The organism is Microbacterium sp. F2, assembly GCF_052274505.1.
In the GTDB taxonomy this organism is placed as follows: Bacteria; Actinomycetota; Actinomycetes; order Actinomycetales; family Microbacteriaceae; genus Microbacterium.
This window is the reverse complement of the sequence record NZ_JBNVBV010000001.1, coordinates 426228-444424: the sequence shown is the minus strand read 5'-3', so window position 1 is coordinate 444424 and position 18197 is coordinate 426228. Positions and strand designations below refer to the sequence as shown.

Genomic DNA, 18197 nt, shown 5'->3' with positions numbered 1-18197 from the left:
AAGGACTCCATGCCCAGCTCACTCGTCTTCCCCCCGGGCTTCCGCTTCGGAACCTCGACCTCGGCCTTCCAGATCGAAGGGGCAACGGATGCCGATGGCCGAGGCGTCAGCATCTGGGACGTCTTTGCGGCGGAGCCCGGACGTGTGCTTGGCGGCGACTCCCCTGCCGTGGGGATCGACCATTACCACCGCTACGCCGAAGACGTCGCGCTGCTGGCACAGCTCGGCGTGCAGGACTACCGCTTCTCGTTCGCCTGGCCTCGCATCCTGCCGACCGGTCGCGGCACGGTCGAAAAGCGAGGGCTCGACTTCTACGACCGGCTGATCGACGCGCTGCTCACGGCAGGCATCAACCCCGTGCCCACGCTCTATCACTGGGATCTTCCGCTGGCACTACAAGAAGCCGGTGGGTGGATGGCGCGAGAGACCGCCGAGGCATTCGCTGACTATGCCTCCCTCCTCGGCGAGCACTTCGCCGACCGCGTCACCGATTGGCTCACCCTCAACGAGATGAGCGTCCACACGCTGTACGGCCATGGTCTGAGCGAGCACGCGCCCGGTCTCGGGCTGGAACTTGCCGCACTGCCCGCGGCGCACTACCAATTGCTCGCACACGGCTTGGCTGTGCAGCGCTTGCGGGCTGCCGGGGCACAACGCATCGGCGTGGCCAACCAGCACTTCCCCGTCATCCCCGCCAGCGACGACGACGCCGACCTGATTGCCGCCCACGTCTTCGCCGACCTCACCAACTGGACTTTCGCCGACCCGATTCTGCGCGGCGTCTACCCGAGCGACGAGATCGCGGGAGGCATCCTGCAGCTGACCGGGGTGTCGCCGGAACAGCTGGCAGCCGACCTACGTGTGATCTCCGAACCGCTGGACGTCTACGGGGTGAACTACTACGAGCCGACCCGCATCGGGGCTCCCCAAGCCGATCGGGACTCGTCCGGCGTGCTCGAGGTCGACATCCCCGAGGGGCTGCCGTTTGCCGCCGTGCCCATCGAGGGTGTGGAGCGCACGGACTTCGGCTGGTCGATCGTGCCGTCTGGGCTGGGCGACATCCTCCGGCAACTGCGCGAGCGCTACCCAGAGCTGCCCCCGATCATCATCACCGAGAACGGGGCGTCCTTCTCGGATGGGCCGGGTGCGGATGGGCGCGTGCGCGACGAGCGACGCATTAGGTTCCTGGACGCGCATCTGCGGGCGCTCTCCGACGAGATGGCCGCTGGCGCGAACGTCGTGGGCTATTACGTCTGGTCGATCCTCGACAACTTCGAGTGGGCTGCCGGCTTCAGCGAGCGGTTCGGGCTCGTCCATGTGGATCTCGACACGCTCGCGCGCACTCCGAAAGACTCGTACTACTGGTACCGGGATCTCATCGAGGCCCAGAACCCAGCGCGGTCAGTCTGAGATCGATCGCGCGTGCGCGGCGAGTCCTGACGCCGCGAACTCGGCAGTGCGGCGCGCGGCGGCGCTGTCGCGGTCAGCCAGCCATGCCAGCGTGATCCCGTCGAGCAGCGCGACGAGCAGGCGGGCAAGCTCGTCCAGAGGCGAGGTCCACTCGGACCCCGTGAGCTCGGCCGCGTACGAGAGCATCTCGGCGGCAGATTCGAAGTACGTTGACCACTGGTCGCGCATCCCGTCCGCGGAATGACGTCGGGAGAACAACGCGAGCTCCATGAGCACGAGCTCACGCTCGGGATTTGCCTCCAGGAGACCGATGTAGGTCTCGAAGCCGCTGCGGAGGGCGCTCTCCAATGAACGGGCGTCCCATGACCCCGCTTGGGCAGCGAAGCGCTCCTGCTCGGTGACGGTGTCAACGACGGCGCGCATGAGCTCATCCTGCGACGCGAAGGCGTAATGGAATGCGCCCAGCGGCATCTCTGCCTCAGCAACGATTCGTCGCGTGGTCGCCTTCCCGACGCCGTCACGAGAGATCACGCGGATCGCGGCTGCCACGAGCTCCTCGCGACGCTGCTCGAGCGGGATCCGACGGACCATCGTTGCCCTCCCCGCCACATTCCCGTAGACGCCGAAACCCGCGGAACTCCGCGGGTTTCTGTTGGCTGGGGTACCTGGACTCGAACCAAGAACAACTGAACCAGAATCAGCCGTGTTGCCAATTACACCATACCCCAAGGGTTCCCGCCGGAACGGGCGCCAAGGGTCAAGTCTAGACGACGCGAAACGCCCCGCCAAACCAGACCCGACAGCGGCGCGTCTCAGTTTGCGGCGAGGTGATCGACCAGCGCTCCAAAGCGGCGAACCGACGCATCCTTGCCCAGAAGCTCCATGGACTCGAACAGCGGCGGTGAGACGCGGCGGCCACTGAGCGCTACCCGCAGCGGCCCGTAGGCGACGCGCGGCTTGAGGCCGAGCACCTCGATGAGCGCCGCGGCGAGAGCCTCCTGAATCGCGGCGGCGGTGAACTCCGCCTCCGGAATCAGCTCGATCGCGCCCACACCGGCGACGAGGACCTCGCCGGCGTTCGCGGGCAGAGACGTCAGTGCATCGTCCTCGTAGGCGACGGTGTCCGTGAACAAGAAGCCGAGGAGGCCGGGGGCGTCACCGAGCAGCTGCATCCGCTCCTGCACGAGCGGGGCGGATGCAGCGAGCATCTGCGCCTGTGCGTCAGTCATCGGATCCGACACGACCCCGGCGGCGACCAGGTACGGAACGAGACGGGAAGCGAAATCCTCGGCCCCCAGCATCCGGATGTGGTCGCCGTTGATCGACTCCGCCTTCTTCTGGTCGAAGCGGGCCGGGTTCGGGTTCACGTCGGCGATGTCGAACGCAGCCACGAGCTCATCGAGCGAGAAGACATCGCGGTCGGGAGCGATCGACCAGCCCAGCAGAGCGAGGTAGTTCAGCAGCCCCTCGTGGATGAAACCCTTCTCGCGCTGCAAGAAGAGGTCGGCCTTCGGGTCACGCTTGGAGAGCTTCTTGTTGCCCTCCTCCCCCAGCACGAGCGGCATGTGGCCGAAGCGTGGCACGAATTCGGTGACACCGGCGGTCACGAGCGCGTCATAGAGCGCGAGCTGGCGCGCCGTGGACGGCATGAGGTCTTCACCGCGGATGACGTGAGTGATGCCCATGAGAGCGTCATCGACCGGGTTCACGAACGTGTACAGCGGAACTCCGCCGGCGCGCACGATGACGAAGTCGGGGAAGGATCCCGCCGGGAAGGTCACCTCGCCGCGGATCAGATCCACGTAGGTGAGGTCGTGGTCGGGTACCCGCAGGCGCCAGGCGGGCTCGCGACCCTCGGCACGGAACGCTGCCTTCTGCTCATCCGTAAGGTCGCGGTCGTAGTTGTCGTAGCCGAGCTGCTTCGCGCGCCCCGCGGCCTCGTTTCGGGCATCGATCTCTTCGGCAGTCGAGTAGCTCTCGTACACGACACCGGCATCGATGAGCTTCTCGAGCACGCCTCGGTAGATCTCGTGGCGCTGCGACTGTCGGTACGGCGCGTGCGGACCGCCGACCTCCACACCCTCGTCCCAGTCGATCTTGAGCCACCGCAGCGCATCGAGCAGCTGGTGGTAGCTCTCCTCGGAGTCGCGGGCGGCATCCGTGTCTTCGATGCGGAAGACGAGCTTGCCGCCGTTGTGCCGCGCGTAGGCCCAGTTGAACAGCACGGTGCGCATCAGCCCGACGTGAGGCAGACCCGTCGGTGACGGGCAGAAGCGGACCCGAACGTCGGATCCGGTGGCGGTCGTGGTGGCGGGATGCGGCGTTCCGGGCATAGATACCGAGTCTAGTTGCGACGCGGACGCCACAACGCGGGGGTCGGGACGACTACGCCACCTGACGGATGCGACCGTACGGCGCGAGAAGCACCGTCGCGATCACGGCTACACCAACGACCAGCGCAAGCCCCGTGAACCCGATCCAGCCGAGGACGACGCCTGACGTGATCGCACCAATAGCGCCCACGAGACTCATCGAGAGGTCGTTGCGCCCCTGCCGTGTCGTGCGGCGCTCCTCCGACGACGATTCGGTCAGTAGCGCTGATCCAGCAACGGTGGCGGCACTCCAGCCCAGGCCGAGCAGAATGAGCGCGACGGTGACCGCCGTGTTGGACTCGGCGCCGAAGAAGACCGTGACAAGGGATGCCGCGAGCAGCGCCTGACCGACCATGATCGTGGGAATTCGGCCCACACGGTCGGCCAGGATGCCGAAGACGGGCGAGAGCGCGTACATCCCGGCGATATGCAGACTGATCGTCAGACCGATGATGGTCAGACTCGCCCCGTGATGCAGCATGTGCACGGGTGTCATCGCCATGATCGAGACCATGACGCCGTGCGCTGCGGCGTTCGCGAAGATCGCGTAGCGAGCAGAGACCGGCCGATCGGGCTTGACGATCTGCTCGACCACACGATCGCGGCGGCGCTGCGCCACCGCCTGGGCAACCAGGAGCGGATCCGGTCGCAGCGCGAACAGGTACACGACGATGCTCAGCGCCTGTGCCGCGATCGTGAAGACGTACGGTCCCGTCAGGGGCGGCATCCCCAGGGCATCGCCGATCGCCTGCCCCGGCTGTACGAGATTCGGTCCGAGAACGGCACCGATGGTTGTCGCCCACACGACGATCGAGAGGTCGCGGCCACGCGTGGCATCCGTCGCGAGATCAGCGGCAGCAAATCGGGACTGCAGGTTCGCGGTCTGCCCGGCCCCGACGAGCCCGAAGGCCAGCAGAAGCAGCGGAAACGACCGCAACGCCGCCGCGACCACGACCAGCGACACACCCACGAGCGCGATGGCCATTCCCGACGCCAGCGAGATTCGTCGGCCGCGCCGACGCGCGAGCGCAGCCAGCGGCACGGCCAGCGCGGCGGTGCCGAGGGTGACACCCGCAGCGGCCAGTCCCGAGAGGGACTCGTCACCGGCGATGTCTGCCGCAAGCACAGCGCCGAGGGAGACTGTCGCGCCGAACCCGAGCCCACCGAGCACCTGACCAGCCGAGAGAACCCAGACGGTGCGCCGCTGGATGCCGGCGAGCTCACTCGCCTCGTGATGGTCGTCGACCCAGTCCTCAGAGAGTGTCACTGACGCGGCTCCGCATCCCGCGCAGTGTTGCGCAGGATGCCGAGCCCGTCGATCTCGACCTCGACGACATCCCCAGCCACGAAGGGGCCAACGCCCGCCGGGGTTCCGGTGAGGATCACATCGCCCGGCAGCAGCGTGAACGCCGCCGACACGTACTCGATGATCGCTGGCACCGAATGGATCATGTCGCTGATCGCCCCGCGTTGACGGACCTCGCCGTTGACGCGCGTTGTCAGCTTTGCGCCGCCCGCGAGGTCGAACTCCGTCTCGATGACGGGGCCGAGCGGGCAGAACGTGTCGAACCCCTTCGCACGCGACCACTGGCCATCCGAGCGCTGCAGATCCCGCGCCGTCACGTCGTTGCCGATCGTGTAACCGAAAACGTAGTCCAGCGCAGCATCCGCCGTCACGTTCTTCGCGATGCGGCCGATGACAACGGCGAGTTCACCCTCGTAGTCGGTGCGCTCCGACTGCCACGGGCGCACAATCGGTTCGTCTGGCCCGATGACCGCCGTGTTGGGCTTCAGGAACAGCAGCGGCTCGCCAGGAGCGTCGCTTCCCATCTCCGCGGCGTGATCGAGGTAGTTCTTGCCGACGCACACGACCTTCGAGCGGGGAATGACCGGGGCGAGCAGCGTCACCTCACCGACCGGCACGCGCTCCCCCGTCGTCTCGTAGCCGGCGAACATCGGGTCGCCCGCGAGCACCACGAGTTCGCCCTCGTCGAGGATGCCGTAGGCGATCGCGTCCTCGTGCCGGAACCGCGCGATTCTCATGCCTGGGCGGGGGCGTCGAGGCGGTGCATCCAGCCGTGGCGGTCTTCGGCGTGGCCGTACTGGATGTCGGTGAGTTCCTGTCGCAGCTCGAGCGCGAGTGAGCCGACGGGCTGCTGGTCGACGAAATCGCGTCCCTTGAGCACACCAATCGGAGTCACAACGGCGGCGGTGCCGCATGCGAAGACCTCGACAATGTCACCGGATGCCACACCCTCGCGCCACTCGCGCAGCGTGATGTTGCGACCCTGCACGTGAAGACCGCGGTCGGCTGCCAGCTGCAGGATCGAGTCGCGGGTGACTCCCTCGAGGATCGAGTCCGACTGCGGCGTCACGACGGTGCCGTCCTTGAAGACGAACACGATGTTCATTCCGCCGAGTTCTTCGACGTTGCCGTCCTGATCGAGGAAGACCACCTGGTCGCACTCGTTCTCGTAGGCCTCTGACTGGGGAAGCAGGCTCGACGCGTAGTTGCCGCCGGTCTTGGCAGCCCCGGTGCCTCCCTTGCCGGCGCGCGAGTAGTCCTCGCTCAGCCAGATCGATACGGGGGTGACGCCACCCTTGAAGTAGGCACCCGCGGGGCTGGCGATGACGTAGTAGCCGACCTTGTTGGCAGGACGCACACCGAGGAAGGCCTCTTTGGCGAACATGAACGGACGCAGGTAGAGGCTCTGGTTCTCACCCGAGGGTACCCAGGCGCCGTCGACCGCGATGAGCTCCTCGAGCGACTGGATGAAGTACGACACCGGCAGCTCGGGAAGGGCCAGCCGCCGCGCCGAGCGCTGCAGCCTGCGTCCGTTCTGGTCAGGACGGAAGGTGTGGACCGAACCGTCGGCGTGACGGTAGGCCTTGATGCCCTCGAAGACCTCTTGCGCGTAGTGCAGAACTGCCGCCGCCGGGTCGAGCGAAAGCGGACCGTAGGGCTTCACCTGCGGGCGGTGCCACCCGCCGCCGACCGACCAGCAAATGTCGACCATGTGGTCGGTGAAGTGCTGACCGAAGCCGGGGTTGGCGAGAACCGCCTCACGCTCGGCATCCGTCTTGGCCTGCAGGTTCCGCATCACCTGGAACTGCAGGGGTGCAAGGCCGGCGTCGGGGTCGGTGTCAAGAAGTGTCATGTCGAAATCCAGTCGTTCGTGCGCGGCGGTGGCGGGTCCGTCCGGCGCGGCAAGGAGCCGAGTGGTTCCAGGCTACGCCTGCAGGCGGGCGACGATCGCGTCACCAATCTGCGCTGTTGTGCGAGCGGCCTCGCCCCGGGAAGCGATGTCCTCCTCCACTGCGCGGGTGACGCGGGCGGAATCGTCGTGCAGCCCGAGGTGATCGAGCAGCATCGCGATGGACAGAATCGCAGCGGTGGGGTCGGCCTTCTGCTGACCCGCGATATCGGGCGCCGATCCGTGGACGGGCTCGAACATCGAGGGGAACGCGCCGTCGGGGTTGATGTTCCCCGAAGCGGCGAGGCCGATGCCTCCGGTGACGGCGCCGGCCAAATCGGTGAGGATGTCGCCGAAGAGGTTGTCGGTGACGATCACGTCGAAGCGGTCAGGGTTTGTGACCAGGAAGATGGTTGCCGCATCGACGTGCAGATAGTCTACGGCGACCTCGGGGTGCTCTTCTGCCACCTCGCGCACGATTCTCTGCCAGATTCCGCCGGCGTGGACGAGCACGTTGGTCTTGTGCACGAGTGTCAGCTTCTTGCGGCGACGCTCAGCCAGCGCGAACGCGTACCTGACGACCCGCTCGACACCGAACGCCGTGTTGACGGATGTCTCGTTGGCTACCTCGTGCGGGGTGCCCGTGCGGATCGCGCCGCCGTTGCCGACGTAGGGCCCCTCCGTGCCTTCGCGGACGACGACGAAGTCGATCTCACCGGGGTTCGCGAGCGGGCCGGGAGCGCCGGGGTAAAGCTTCGAGGGCCGCAGGTTGACGTAGTGGTCGAGCTCGAAACGAAGCTTCAGCAGCAGCCCGCGCTCGATGTTGGCATCCTTCAGGCGCGGGTCGCCGGGAACACCGCCGACAGCTCCGAGGACGATCGCGTCATGCTCCTTGATCGCGTCGAGGTCGGCATCCGTCAGCGTGTCACCGGTCTCGAGGTAGCGCGCGGCGCCCAGCGAGAAGGGGGTCTTCGTGAAACGGATGTCGCTGCCTGCGGTCACCGCATCGAGAACCTTCATGGCCTCGGCGACCACCTCGACACCGATGCCATCACCGGGGATGACGGCTAGCTTCACCTCGCGCGACATTGTTCTCCTCGTTCTCGGATCGTGCCGCCTGACTCACAGATGACGGCGCCGATCCCAGCGTAGTGGCCGCGATCACGGCGGCCAGGACCATGAGACCGGCCCCGACGGCGGCAGTGACCGCAACACCGGAGTCGAAGGCCGTAGCCGCGGCGGCACGCAGCGCGTCAGCGATCGGTGCGGCGAGCTCGCCTGCCGCGACATACGCACCTCCGAGCGTTTCCCGCGCCTGCGCCGCGAGGTCGGTGGGCACTCCCGCGGGGATCGCGATGCCCGACCGGTACGAGGCGGTGAGGATGCCGCCGAGCACAGCAGTTCCGAGCACAGCACCCAACTCGTACGCCGTCTCAGACACGGCGCTTGCGGCCCCCGCCTTGCTCGGCGGAGCGCTTGCCAGGACGAGCTCGTTCGAGACGGTCTCGGCTGCACCGATTCCGATACCCAGCAGCACGCTGGCGAGCAGGAGCCAGCCGAGGTCCCCGCCACCGGCCGTCACTGCCACGAGAAGGTAGCCGCTCATCGAGAACATGAGCGCCGCGGGTACCACGACGCGGGGTGGGATCCGGGACGCGATGGGCACGACGAGCAGCCCTGCGAGGATGACCGAGGCCAGCGAGGGCACCAGCGCAAAGCCCGCCTGAACCGGGGAGAGCCCGACGATCAGTTGCAGATGCTGCGCGATGAAGAACATGAAGCCAACGAGCGAGATGACGCTCAACAGGTTCACGAGCAGGGCGCCGCTGAAGCTCCCCCGCGTGAACAGCCGCATATCCAGCATCGGTGAGCGGGCGTGCAGCTGTCGCCGCACGAACATGACGCCGAACCCCACCCCCGCGATTGCGGCAACGGCCACAGTGGCTGAGTACCCATCCACCGCGAACTCCTTGATGGCCCACACGATCGGCACCATCATCGCCATGGACAGCACAATGCTGACGGCGTCGACGCGTCCGGCATCCGGGTTGCGGCTTTCGGGCACGAGCAGCGGCGCGAACACCAGCAGCGGGACGAGCACGGGAACCGCCATGAGGAACACGGATCCCCACGAGAAGTGTTCCAGCAGCACTCCCCCGACGATCGGGCCGAGCGCCGCCCCTGCCGAGAACATCGAGGCCCAAATGGCTATCGCGAGGCGTCGCTGCGCGCGGAGGGTGAAGATACTGCGCAGCAGCGCAAGCGTCGAGGGCATGATCATGGCACCGAACAGACCCATGGCGGCACGCCCCGCGATCAGCCATTCGGCCGAGGGCGCAAAGGCCGATAGCGCCGACACGGTAGCGAATCCAGTGGCGCCGATCAGCAGCATCCGTCGCCGCCCGAACCGGTCACCGAGGGTTCCCATGGTCACCAGCAGACCAGCGAGGACGAGCGGGTAGGCATCGATGATCCACAGCTGCTGCGCCGCTGTCGGCTCGAGAGCGAGCGCGATCTCGGGCAGCGCGAAGCTCAGCACCGTGTTGTCGACCGAGATCAACAGCACGGGCAGCATCAGCACCACCAGCGCGGCCCAGCCGCGCCAGGTCACCGGCCGCCCCTCGCTTTCGGCGATGCGGATGTCTTCGGTCAGGGTTGTCATGGTGTCACCGTCAGAATTTCTATACCGTCTGGCTGGTATAGTAACAGGCATGGAGTCGACCTGGCTAGCCTTGAGCGCATGAGTCGTCCCCCGCACGCCCGAGAGAAGGTGCTCGACGCGTTCGAGTCCCTCCTCATCGCCGAGGGTGAGCGGGCCGCCACGATGGATGCCATCGCCCGAGCCGCCGGGGTCTCCAAAGGCGGCCTGCTCTACCACTTCGCCTCGAAGGAGGCGCTCGAAGCGGCGTTGCTCGCACGGCTCGAGGAGCGCGTCGAGGACGATCTCGCCCGCATGACCTCCGCCGAAGAAGGTCCGGTTGCGTATTATGTGCGGACCTCGGCGATGGACGGCACGGCGCTCGACCGCGCGATCCTCGCGGTCTCACGTCTCGCACAGGCCGGGCGCGGCACCGCGAGCGACGCTCTGCGCTCGGTTCGGGAGCGCTGGGCTGAGACGCTTCGTCCGCACGTGGCAGACAACACCGCGCTCGACCTCGTCATGCTCATCAGCGACGGCGTGTACTACAACAACGCGCTCCAGCACGATGGTCTGGCAACGCCAGTCCCCCGCGATGCCGAGATGGATGCCTTGGTTCAGCTCATCGCGCGGGCAACCGCTCCGCGTTAGGGCTCGACGATCTCGATCTGACAGAACAGGTCAGCCCCGACGGCCTGGCGCATCTGGTCGAGCAACTCGTCCGGCACCGCAGCATCCACGGTGAGCACCGAAAGCGCGTGACCGGAGGCATCCGGGTGCGCAACCTGCAGTCCCTCGATGTTGATTCCCGCGTCACCGAGCGTCTTGGCGTAGATGGCGACGATGCCCGGGCGGTCCTGGTAACGCATCACGACGTGGTGACCAGCGATGGGCACCTCGATGTCGTAGCCGTTGATGGCGACGATCTTCGGGACCATCCGCGTGCCGGCGAGCGTTCCCGCAACGCTCAGCGTCGTGCCGTCCGACATCGTCCCGCGCAGCACCGTGAGGTTGCGGTACTGAGGGCTGTCGGCCTCGACGATCATGCGAGTCTCGATGCCGCGCTGCTCCGCGAACAGCGGCGCGTTCACGTACGACACGTTCTCGCTGACGATGTTCGTGAAGATGCCCTTGAGTGCCGCGAGTCGGTAAACGCTGACATCGAACGCGGCCAGCTCGCCGCGAACTTCGATGTCCAGCGAGGTGAGCGCACTGTGGGTCAGGCCCGTGAAGTACTGTCCGAGCATCTCGACAAGCCCGATGCCAGGGCGCACGAACGGGTCGATGACGCCACCGGCGACGTTGACGGCATCCGGAACCAGGTCACCCTCGAGCGCGAGCTTGACCGACTTCGCAACCGAGACGCCGGCCTTCTCCTGCGCTTCGTCGGTGGAGGCACCCAGGTGCGGCGTTGCGACGACGTTGGGAAGGGCGACGAGCTTTGCGGCTGCCGAGTCGGGCTTCGGAGGCTCGGCGGTGAAGACGTCGAGGCCGGCTCCGGCGATCTGACCGGTGGTGAGAGCTTCCAGCAGCGCCTCTTCGTCGAACAGACCACCGCGAGCGACGTTGATGACGTACGCCGTGGGCTTCATCGCCGCGAGTTGTTCGGTGCTGATCATGCCGGTGGTCTCGGGCGTCTTCGGCATGTGCACCGTGAGGAAGTCGCTCTCACGGACGACATCGTCGAAGCTGAGCAGTTCGACTCCCAGTTGCTGAGCGCGGGCAGGAGTCACGTAGGGGTCGTACCCAACGAGGCGCACACCGAAGGCACGAAGCCGTTCGGCCACGAGGGCGCCGATGCGACCGAGGCCCAGGATGCCGACGGTCTTCTCGAACAGTTCAGCACCCGTGAACGAGCTGCGCTTCCACTGGCCCTGCGCGAGAGAGGCGTGGGCGGCGGGGATGTGGCGGGCAAGACTCAGGATGTGTCCGACAGTGAGCTCCGCGGCCGAGATGACGTTGGAGGTCGGCGCGTTCACGACCATGACACCGGCGGCAGTCGCCGCCTTGATGTCGACGTTGTCGAGTCCGACTCCCGCGCGGGCGATCACGCGAAGCTTCTGCGACGACGCAATGGCCTCGGCATCCATCTTCGTCGCCGAGCGGATCAGGACCGCGTCAGCCTCGGCGAGGGCCGCGAGCAGCGCGGGCCGGTCAGTGCCATCGACGTTACGGACCTCGAAGTCCGGGCCGAGGGCCTCGATCGTGGCGGGGGACAGTTCTTCGGCGATCAGCACGACCGGTTTGGACACGGGTGGATCCTTCGGAGCAGACGCGCACGCATGAACCGTGCACAGGATGACGGGGATGCCGCGCCGCACGCCATGACGACGGGCCGTGGCCAGCCTATCGTGGGCGCGTCGGTCGCCCCGACCACATGACGAGCCGAAGGTCCCTCAGGGATCAGCCGCCCAGCAGCGACGCGCCGTAGACCGTGGCGTAGGCGATCACATTCATCCAGAACACCGCGACAATGCCCAGACCCGAGAGCATGATGAGAACGAAGGCGCCAGCCCGGCGCTTCCATCCGATCGCGAAGGCAAGAGCGAACACGATGATCGGGAAGGCGATGGCCGTCAGCAGCAGCGCCCATCCCCCACCGTTGAGCCCCAGCGGCCCGGTCGCCTGGGAGATCAGGAACGCGACGGCATTCCAGACGGCGTATGCATAGAACAGGCCGAAAAAGCCGGCGATCGTGGCGATGAGCCACACCGGTAGTGCGGTGCGGCGCTCGACCGACGTTGATTCTGTAACGGATGACGACGCCGAAATGTGTGTGGGCTCGTTGGTGTTCTCGCTCACTGTCCGATCGCCCCCACCATGATGAAGGGCCAGGGCAGCACGAGCAGCGCCCCTGCGGCGAGCAGAAGGACCCGAACCCACGACCTGCTGCCCCTGGTGAGCAGCAGCACGGTCACGAACCAGATGAGCGGTGTCAGCACCGCCAGCCACAGACTCACCTGATAGGCCAGGGGCGCGACGAGGAACTCCGCGTACTGCTGCAGACGCAGGCCGCCGATGATCCACCCGATGCTCTCGAGGGCGTACACGCCGCCGAAGATGCCGAGAGTGATGAGCGCCGCGTTGCTCATGCCTGCGGCGGGCGCAGCGCCGGTGTCGGCATCGCCCCGCTCGTCTCCCGGCACGGAGACTGCAGCATCCGTGCGAGAGCTGGATTCGGCATCCGTGGCCGCCGCCTGCTTCGGCGCGACCGTCTCGCTCCCCTTGCCGACGGCCACGTAGCCCGGGGGCAGCGCGGAACCCGCGTCGAGCGTCGGGTCGTCATCACCCCACGAGAGGGCGTCGTCGTCGCGGTCGGTGCTCACGAGTTCAGCCTACCCACGCACGAACCCACACGCCCCAGCAGGGCGTGTGGGTTCGGCAGAAGGGGATGAAGCTCAGCGCGCGGCCGAGCCCTCGACGTAGTCCTTGTCCTGCTGCTTCCATGAGAAGAGCGAACGCAGGTCCTTGCCGACCGCCTCGATCGGGTGCTTTGCAGCCTTCTCGCGCAGCTCGAGGAACTCGACGGCGCCGTTGTCCTGGTCGGTGATGAAGCGCTCGGCGAAGGCACCGGAACGGATGTCGGCGAGGACTGCCGCCATGTTCTCCTTGACGTGCGGGTCGATCACGCGCGGGCCCGAGACGTAGTCGCCGTACTCGGCGGTGTCCGAGACGCTCCAGCGCTGCTTGGCGATGCCGCCCTCCCACATGAGGTCAACGATGAGCTTGAGCTCGTGCAGCACCTCGAAGTAGGCGATCTCGGGCTGGTAGCCCGCCTCGGTCAGGGTCTCGAAGCCGTACTGGACCAGCTGCGACACGCCACCACAGAGCACAGCCTGCTCACCGAAGAGGTCGGTCTCGGTCTCTTCCGTGAACGTCGTCTTGATGACGCCGGCACGGGTGCCACCGATAGCCTTCGCGTACGACTTCGCGAGGTCCCAGGCGCTACCCGAGGCATCCTTCTCGACAGCGATGATGTCGGGGATGCCGCGACCTGCGACGTACTCACGACGAACCGTGTGGCCGGGAGCCTTCGGAGCGATGAGGATGACATCGACGCCCTCGGGAGCCTCGATGTAGCCGAAGCGGATGTTGAACCCGTGCGCGAAGGCGAGGGTCTTGCCGGGCGCGAGGTTCGGCTTGATCTCGTTGTTGTAGATGCCACGCTGGTGCTGGTCGGGCGCGAGGATCATGATGACGTCGGCCCACGCGGTGGCGTCGGCGACGGACTTGACCTCGAAGCCGTCCTCCTGTGCCTTCGGCGCGGACTTCGAGCCGTCCTTGAGGGCAATGACGACCTCGACGCCCGAGTCACGCAGGTTCTGCGCGTGAGCGTGACCCTGCGAACCGTAACCGACGATGGCAACCTTCTTGCCCTGGATGAGGGCGAGGTCGGCATCCTGGTCGTAGATCATTTCGGCCATGGGGGTGTCTCTCCTTGACTGTGCGATTGTGGTCGTTTGTTCTCGCCGAGCCCGCTCAACGACCGGGAGCGGATCGGCGTCGTCTTCTCAGCCCCGCAGGACTCGTTCGGTGATGCTCTTGCCGCCGCGGCCGATCGCGAGCATGCCCGACTGGGCGAGCTCCTTGATGCCGAACGGCTCGATCGCGCGCAGGAATGCCTCAACCTTGCCCTTGTCGCCGGTGATCTCGACCACCATCGCCTCGGGCGCGTAGTCCACGACCGACGCGCGGAACAGGTTGATGACCTCGAGAACGCTGGAACGGCTCGCGTTGTCGGCGCGTACCTTCACGAGCATGTGCTCGCGCTGCACGGATGCCGCGGGGTCGAGCTCCACGATCTTGATGACGTTCACGAGCTTGTTCAGCTGCTTGGTCACCTGCTCGAGCGGGAGCCCTTCGACGTCGACGACCACCGTGATGCGGGACAACCCCGGCACCTCGGTGACTCCCACGGCAAGGGATTCGATGTTGAAGCCGCGGCGAGCGAACAGGCCCGCGACGCGGGTCAGCAGGCCGGGCTTGTCTTCGACCAGAAGACTCAGCACGTGACTTGTCATAGCTCAGTCCTCCTGATCGAAGCTCGGGGCGTGTTCACGCGCGTACTGGATCTCGCTGTTTCCGACACCCTGCGGCACCATCGGCCACACCATCGCGTCGGCCGACACGACGAAGTCGATGACGACAGGGCGATCGTTGGTCTCCAGTGCTGTGCGAATCGCGTCGTCGATCTCGTCTTCCTTCTCGACGCGCAGCGCGAGGCATCCGTACGCCTCAGCCAACTTGACGAAGTCGGGTACCCGCGCGGTGCCGTGACCTGTGTTCAGGTCGGTGTTGGAGTGGCGGCCGTTGAAGAACAGCGTCTGCCACTGACGCACCATCCCGAGTGACGAGTTGTTGATGATCGCGACCTTGATCGGGATGTCGTTGAGCACGCAGGTGGCAAGCTCCTGATTGGTCATCTGGAAGCATCCGTCACCGTCGATCGCCCACACGACGCGATCCGGCTCGGCAACCTTCGCGCCCATCGCGGCGGGAACCGCGTAGCCCATGGTGCCGGCGCCGCCCGAGTTCAGCCAGGCGTTGGGGCGCTCGTACTTGATGAACTGGGCAGCCCACATCTGGTGCTGTCCGACGCCTGCGGCGTAGACGGCCTCGGGGCCGGTCAGCTCGCCGATCCGCTGGATGACCTGCTGCGGCGCCAGGAGGCCGTCGGTCGTGGGGGCGTAGCCGAGGGGGAACTCGTTGCGCAGGCCCTTGAGGTACGCCCACCACTGGGTGATGTCGGCGCGGCCATCGTCGGTGTTGGCGCGGAACGCGGCCTCGAGATCGACCAGCACCTCACGCAGGTCGCCCACGATCGGAACGTCGGCAGCGCGGATCTTGGAGATCTCGGCGGGGTCGATGTCGACGTGGATGACCTTCGCGTGCGGGGCGAAGTGCGACGCCTTGCCGGTCACCCGGTCATCGAATCGGGCGCCGAGAGCCACGATGAGGTCGGACTCCTGCAGCGCCAGCACGGCGGGGACCGTGCCGTGCATGCCGGGCATGCCGAGGTTCTGCTCGTGGGAGTCGGGGAACGCACCGCGAGCCATGAGCGTCGTGACCACCGGCGCACCGGTAGCCTCGGCCAGTGCGAGGAGCTGCTCCGAGGCGCGCGAGCGGATGATTCCGCCGCCGACGTAGAGCACCGGCTTCTCGGCTTCGGCGATCAACTGCGCTGCAGCCTGGATCTGCTTGCCGTGCGCCTTGGTGACCGGCCGGTACCCGGGCAGATCGATCTGCGGCGGCCAGATGAACGGTGCCTCGGCCTGCTGGGCATCCTTCGTGATGTCAACGAGCACGGGACCGGGGCGACCCGTAGACGCGATCTCGTAGGCCGCGGCGATCGCACCGGGGATGTCTTCGGCGCGCTTCACGAGGAACGAGTGCTTCGTGATCGGCATTGTGATGCCGACGATGTCAGCTTCCTGGAACGCGTCGGTTCCCATGAGGCTCGAAAAGACCTGGCCCGTGATGCACAGCAGCGGCACGGAGTCCATGTAGGCATCCGCGATCGCCGTGACGAGGTTGGTCGCCCCGGGACCCGAGGTCGCAATGGCGACGCCGACCTTGCCGGATGCCGAGGCATATCCTTCGGCTGCGTGACCTGCACCCTGCTCGTGGCGAACGAGGATGTGACGGACTGCCTCGTCGTCCATGAGCGGGTCGTAGACGGGCATGATGGCGCCGCCGGGCAGCCCGAAGACATCGGACACCCCCAGCAGATCGAGGGAACGGACGACCGCCTCAGCCCCGGTCATCACAGGCGCCGAAGCGCTGCGAGCGGGGGGCCGGGGCACGGCCGTGGCGATGTCGGAAGACATGATGATTCCTTGCGATGGATGTCGAGAGTTGCGAGAGAGAACGCCTAGTTCGTCGTCGCGCCTTCGGATGCCGAACGCACGAGTCGCGTGTACTTGGCGAGAACGCCACGGGTATAGCGCGGAGGAAGCGGCTCCCAGCCCTGCCGGCGGGAACTCAGCTCAGCTTCGTCGACGAGTAGGTCGAGGGAGCGAGCTGCGATATCGACCCGTATCAGATCACCATCGCGCACGAAGGCGATCGGACCTGCGTCGACCGCTTCGGGTGCTATGTGGCCGATGCACAGGCCGGTTGTGCCGCCCGAGAATCTGCCGTCTGTCAAGAGTAGTACATCTTTTCCGAGCCCAGCGCCCTTGATGGCAGCCGTGATCGCGAGCATCTCCCGCATACCGGGACCACCCTTAGGCCCCTCGTAGCGGATGACGACAACATCGCCCGCAGAGATCTCGCCAGCCTCGAGGGCATCCATCGCGGCGCGCTCGCGCTCGAAAACCCGTGCGGGGCCCTCGAAGACATCACCGTCGAAGCCCGCAGACTTCACGACGGCTCCCTCGGGGGCCATCGTGCCGTGCAGGATCGTGATGCCGCCTGTCTCGTGGATGGGGTTGTCAAACGCGTGGATGACGGTGCCGTCCACCGGGTCGGGGTTCAAGTCAGCGAGGTTCTCGGCAAGAGTCTTGCCGGTCACGGTGAGCGCGTCACCGTGCAGCAGCCCCTCATCGAGCATCGCCCTCATGATCACCGGGATGCCGCCGTGGCGGTCGACGTCGTTCATGACGTACTGCCCGAACGGCTTCATGTCGGCGACGTGGGGAACCTTGTCGCCGATGCGGTTGAAGTCGTGCAGATCGAGGTCGACGTCAGCTTCACGCGCGATCGCGAGGAGGTGCAGCACGACATTCGTCGAACCGCCGAGGGCCATCGCGAGGGCGATCGCATTCTCGAACGCTTCCTTCGTCAGGATGTCGCGGGTCGTGATCCCAAGCTTCAGCAGGTTCACGACTGCCTCACCGGAGCGGTGGGCGAAGGCGTCACGGCGGCGGTCAGCCGATGGCGGGGCAGCGGAGCCGGGAAGGCTCAGGCCGAGCGCTTCGGCGACGGATGCCATGGTGTTGGCGGTGTACATGCCGCCACACGCGCCCTCACCGGGCGCGAAGGCGCACTCGATGCGCTTGAGGTCAGCCTCGCTCATGCGACCCGACAGGCACGCGCCGACGCCCTCGAACGAATCGATGATCGTGATGTCCTTCTCGGTGCCGTCCGAGAGCTTGACCCAGCCCGGCGCGATGGAACCGGCGTAGAGGAAGACGCTCGAAAGGTCGAGGCGCGCGCTGGCCATCAGCATCCCGGGGATGGACTTGTCGCAGCCAGCCAGCAGAACGGTCCCATCGAGGCGTTCTGCCATGACGACAGTCTCGACAGAGTCGGCGATGACCTCGCGGCTCACGAGGGAGAAGTGCATCCCCTCGTGGCCCATCGAGATGCCGTCGGAGACGGAGATGGTGCCGAACTGGAGCGGGTAGCCGCCACCGGAGTGCACACCCTCTTTCGCTCCCTGAGCGAGGCGATCCAGGCTCAGGTTGCAGGGGGTGATCTCGTTCCAGCTCGAGGCGATGCCGATCTGGGGCTTCTCCCAGTCCTCGTCACCCATCCCCACGGCGCGGAGCATTCCGCGGGAGGTGGTGGCTTCGATGCCGTCGGTGACGACCCGGCTCCGAGGTTTGATGTCAATGGTGCTGTCGTGCGGGGCCATGCTCG

The 18197-nt window shown here is 66.5% G+C and carries 16 protein-coding genes and 1 tRNA gene; 2 read left to right on the top strand and 15 right to left on the bottom strand.

The features are described from left to right. Window positions 1–9: 9 nt before the first annotated feature. Window positions 10–1410, top strand: coding sequence for a GH1 family beta-glucosidase (locus ACQVDU_RS02195; protein WP_292712243.1), 1401 nt, complete (start codon window positions 10–12; stop codon window positions 1408–1410). Here ACQVDU_RS02195 and ACQVDU_RS02190 read toward each other — a convergent pair. The 8 genes from ACQVDU_RS02190 to ACQVDU_RS02155 form a co-directional block, all read right to left on the bottom strand. After that, the gene (locus ACQVDU_RS02190; RefSeq protein ID WP_292712242.1) at window positions 1402–2001 is read right to left on the bottom strand and encodes a TetR/AcrR family transcriptional regulator; all 600 of its coding nucleotides are present in this window, start codon (window positions 1999–2001) and stop codon (window positions 1402–1404) included. The two genes, ACQVDU_RS02195 and ACQVDU_RS02190, sit on opposite strands and share 9 nt — an antisense overlap. Before the next feature lie 62 nt (window positions 2002–2063). Further along, window positions 2064–2138 (bottom strand) — tRNA-Gln (locus tag ACQVDU_RS02185). Between the two features lie 84 nt (window positions 2139–2222). Beyond that, complete coding sequence (gltX, locus tag ACQVDU_RS02180; RefSeq protein WP_292712240.1) at window positions 2223–3743, bottom strand: glutamate--tRNA ligase; 1521 nt, start codon at window positions 3741–3743, stop codon at window positions 2223–2225. 52 nt (window positions 3744–3795) lie between these two features. After that, window positions 3796–5049, bottom strand: a complete 1254-nt coding sequence (locus ACQVDU_RS02175; protein WP_363497313.1) for an MFS transporter — start codon at window positions 5047–5049, stop codon at window positions 3796–3798. Then, entirely contained in the window at window positions 5046–5825 is a 780-nt protein-coding gene (locus ACQVDU_RS02170) for a fumarylacetoacetate hydrolase family protein (RefSeq protein ID WP_363497316.1), read from the bottom strand. Before ACQVDU_RS02170 ends, ACQVDU_RS02175 begins: the two co-directional genes overlap by 4 nt. Then, window positions 5822–6940 (bottom strand): branched-chain amino acid aminotransferase, encoded by a 1119-nt coding sequence (locus tag ACQVDU_RS02165; protein WP_363497319.1) that lies wholly within the window; start codon window positions 6938–6940, stop codon window positions 5822–5824. Before ACQVDU_RS02165 ends, ACQVDU_RS02170 begins: the two co-directional genes overlap by 4 nt. 72 nt (window positions 6941–7012) lie before the next feature. Continuing rightward, window positions 7013–8065 carry a 3-isopropylmalate dehydrogenase gene (locus tag ACQVDU_RS02160; protein ID WP_363497322.1) on the bottom strand — a complete coding sequence of 351 codons (1053 nt, stop codon included), beginning with the start codon at window positions 8063–8065 and terminating at the stop codon, window positions 7013–7015. Then, complete coding sequence (locus tag ACQVDU_RS02155; protein WP_443476174.1) at window positions 8028–9638, bottom strand: MFS transporter; 1611 nt, start codon at window positions 9636–9638, stop codon at window positions 8028–8030. Before ACQVDU_RS02155 ends, ACQVDU_RS02160 begins: the two co-directional genes overlap by 38 nt. A 78-nt stretch (window positions 9639–9716) precedes the next feature. Here ACQVDU_RS02155 and ACQVDU_RS02150 point away from each other — a divergent pair, with 78 nt between their 5' ends. Next, window positions 9717–10265, top strand: coding sequence for a TetR/AcrR family transcriptional regulator (locus ACQVDU_RS02150; protein ID WP_443476173.1), 549 nt, complete (start codon window positions 9717–9719; stop codon window positions 10263–10265). On the opposite strand, the gene serA is transcribed toward ACQVDU_RS02150, so the two are convergent. From serA to ilvD, 7 genes are all read right to left on the bottom strand, one after another. After that, complete coding sequence (serA, locus tag ACQVDU_RS02145; RefSeq protein ID WP_300590941.1) at window positions 10262–11866, bottom strand: phosphoglycerate dehydrogenase; 1605 nt, start codon at window positions 11864–11866, stop codon at window positions 10262–10264. The two genes, ACQVDU_RS02150 and serA, sit on opposite strands and share 4 nt — an antisense overlap. A gap of 151 nt (window positions 11867–12017) precedes the next feature. Continuing rightward, a complete protein-coding gene (locus ACQVDU_RS02140; RefSeq protein ID WP_300590940.1) occupies window positions 12018–12416 on the bottom strand; it encodes a bacitracin resistance protein in 399 nt (132 codons plus the stop codon). Next, a complete protein-coding gene (locus ACQVDU_RS02135; protein ID WP_300590939.1) occupies window positions 12413–12940 on the bottom strand; it encodes a DNA polymerase III subunit gamma/tau in 528 nt (175 codons plus the stop codon). The genes ACQVDU_RS02140 and ACQVDU_RS02135 overlap by 4 nt, the downstream gene beginning before the upstream one ends. Before the next feature lie 72 nt (window positions 12941–13012). Continuing rightward, the gene (gene ilvC, locus ACQVDU_RS02130) at window positions 13013–14038 is read right to left on the bottom strand and encodes a ketol-acid reductoisomerase (protein ID WP_443476172.1); all 1026 of its coding nucleotides are present in this window, start codon (window positions 14036–14038) and stop codon (window positions 13013–13015) included. 87 nt (window positions 14039–14125) lie between these two features. Then, a complete protein-coding gene (ilvN, locus tag ACQVDU_RS02125; RefSeq protein ID WP_228178082.1) occupies window positions 14126–14635 on the bottom strand; it encodes an acetolactate synthase small subunit in 510 nt (169 codons plus the stop codon). Between the two features lie 3 nt (window positions 14636–14638). Continuing rightward, window positions 14639–16441, bottom strand: a complete 1803-nt coding sequence (locus tag ACQVDU_RS02120) for an acetolactate synthase large subunit (protein WP_443476171.1) — start codon at window positions 16439–16441, stop codon at window positions 14639–14641. A gap of 44 nt (window positions 16442–16485) precedes the next feature. After that, a complete protein-coding gene (ilvD, locus tag ACQVDU_RS02115) occupies window positions 16486–18192 on the bottom strand; it encodes a dihydroxy-acid dehydratase (RefSeq protein WP_443476170.1) in 1707 nt (568 codons plus the stop codon). Window positions 18193–18197 lie beyond the last annotated feature (5 nt).

Coding starts and splice junctions, on each gene's coding strand:
- ACQVDU_RS02195 (WP_292712243.1), top strand. CDS start 10: ATGCCCAGCTCACTCGTCTTCCCCCCGGGCTTCCGCTTCGGAACCTCG.
- ACQVDU_RS02165 (WP_363497319.1), bottom strand. CDS start 6,940: ATGACACTTCTTGACACCGACCCCGACGCCGGCCTTGCACCCCTGCAG.
- ilvN (WP_228178082.1), bottom strand. CDS start 14,635: ATGACAAGTCACGTGCTGAGTCTTCTGGTCGAAGACAAGCCCGGCCTG.
- gltX (WP_292712240.1), bottom strand. CDS start 3,743: ATGCCCGGAACGCCGCATCCCGCCACCACGACCGCCACCGGATCCGAC.
- ACQVDU_RS02160 (WP_363497322.1), bottom strand. CDS start 8,065: ATGTCGCGCGAGGTGAAGCTAGCCGTCATCCCCGGTGATGGCATCGGT.
- ACQVDU_RS02150 (WP_443476173.1), top strand. CDS start 9,717: ATGAGTCGTCCCCCGCACGCCCGAGAGAAGGTGCTCGACGCGTTCGAG.
- ilvD (WP_443476170.1), bottom strand. CDS start 18,192: ATGGCCCCGCACGACAGCACCATTGACATCAAACCTCGGAGCCGGGTC.
- ACQVDU_RS02170 (WP_363497316.1), bottom strand. CDS start 5,825: ATGAGAATCGCGCGGTTCCGGCACGAGGACGCGATCGCCTACGGCATC.
- ACQVDU_RS02155 (WP_443476174.1), bottom strand. CDS start 9,638: ATGACAACCCTGACCGAAGACATCCGCATCGCCGAAAGCGAGGGGCGG.
- ACQVDU_RS02120 (WP_443476171.1), bottom strand. CDS start 16,441: ATGTCTTCCGACATCGCCACGGCCGTGCCCCGGCCCCCCGCTCGCAGC.
- ACQVDU_RS02190 (WP_292712242.1), bottom strand. CDS start 2,001: ATGGTCCGTCGGATCCCGCTCGAGCAGCGTCGCGAGGAGCTCGTGGCA.
- ilvC (WP_443476172.1), bottom strand. CDS start 14,038: ATGGCCGAAATGATCTACGACCAGGATGCCGACCTCGCCCTCATCCAG.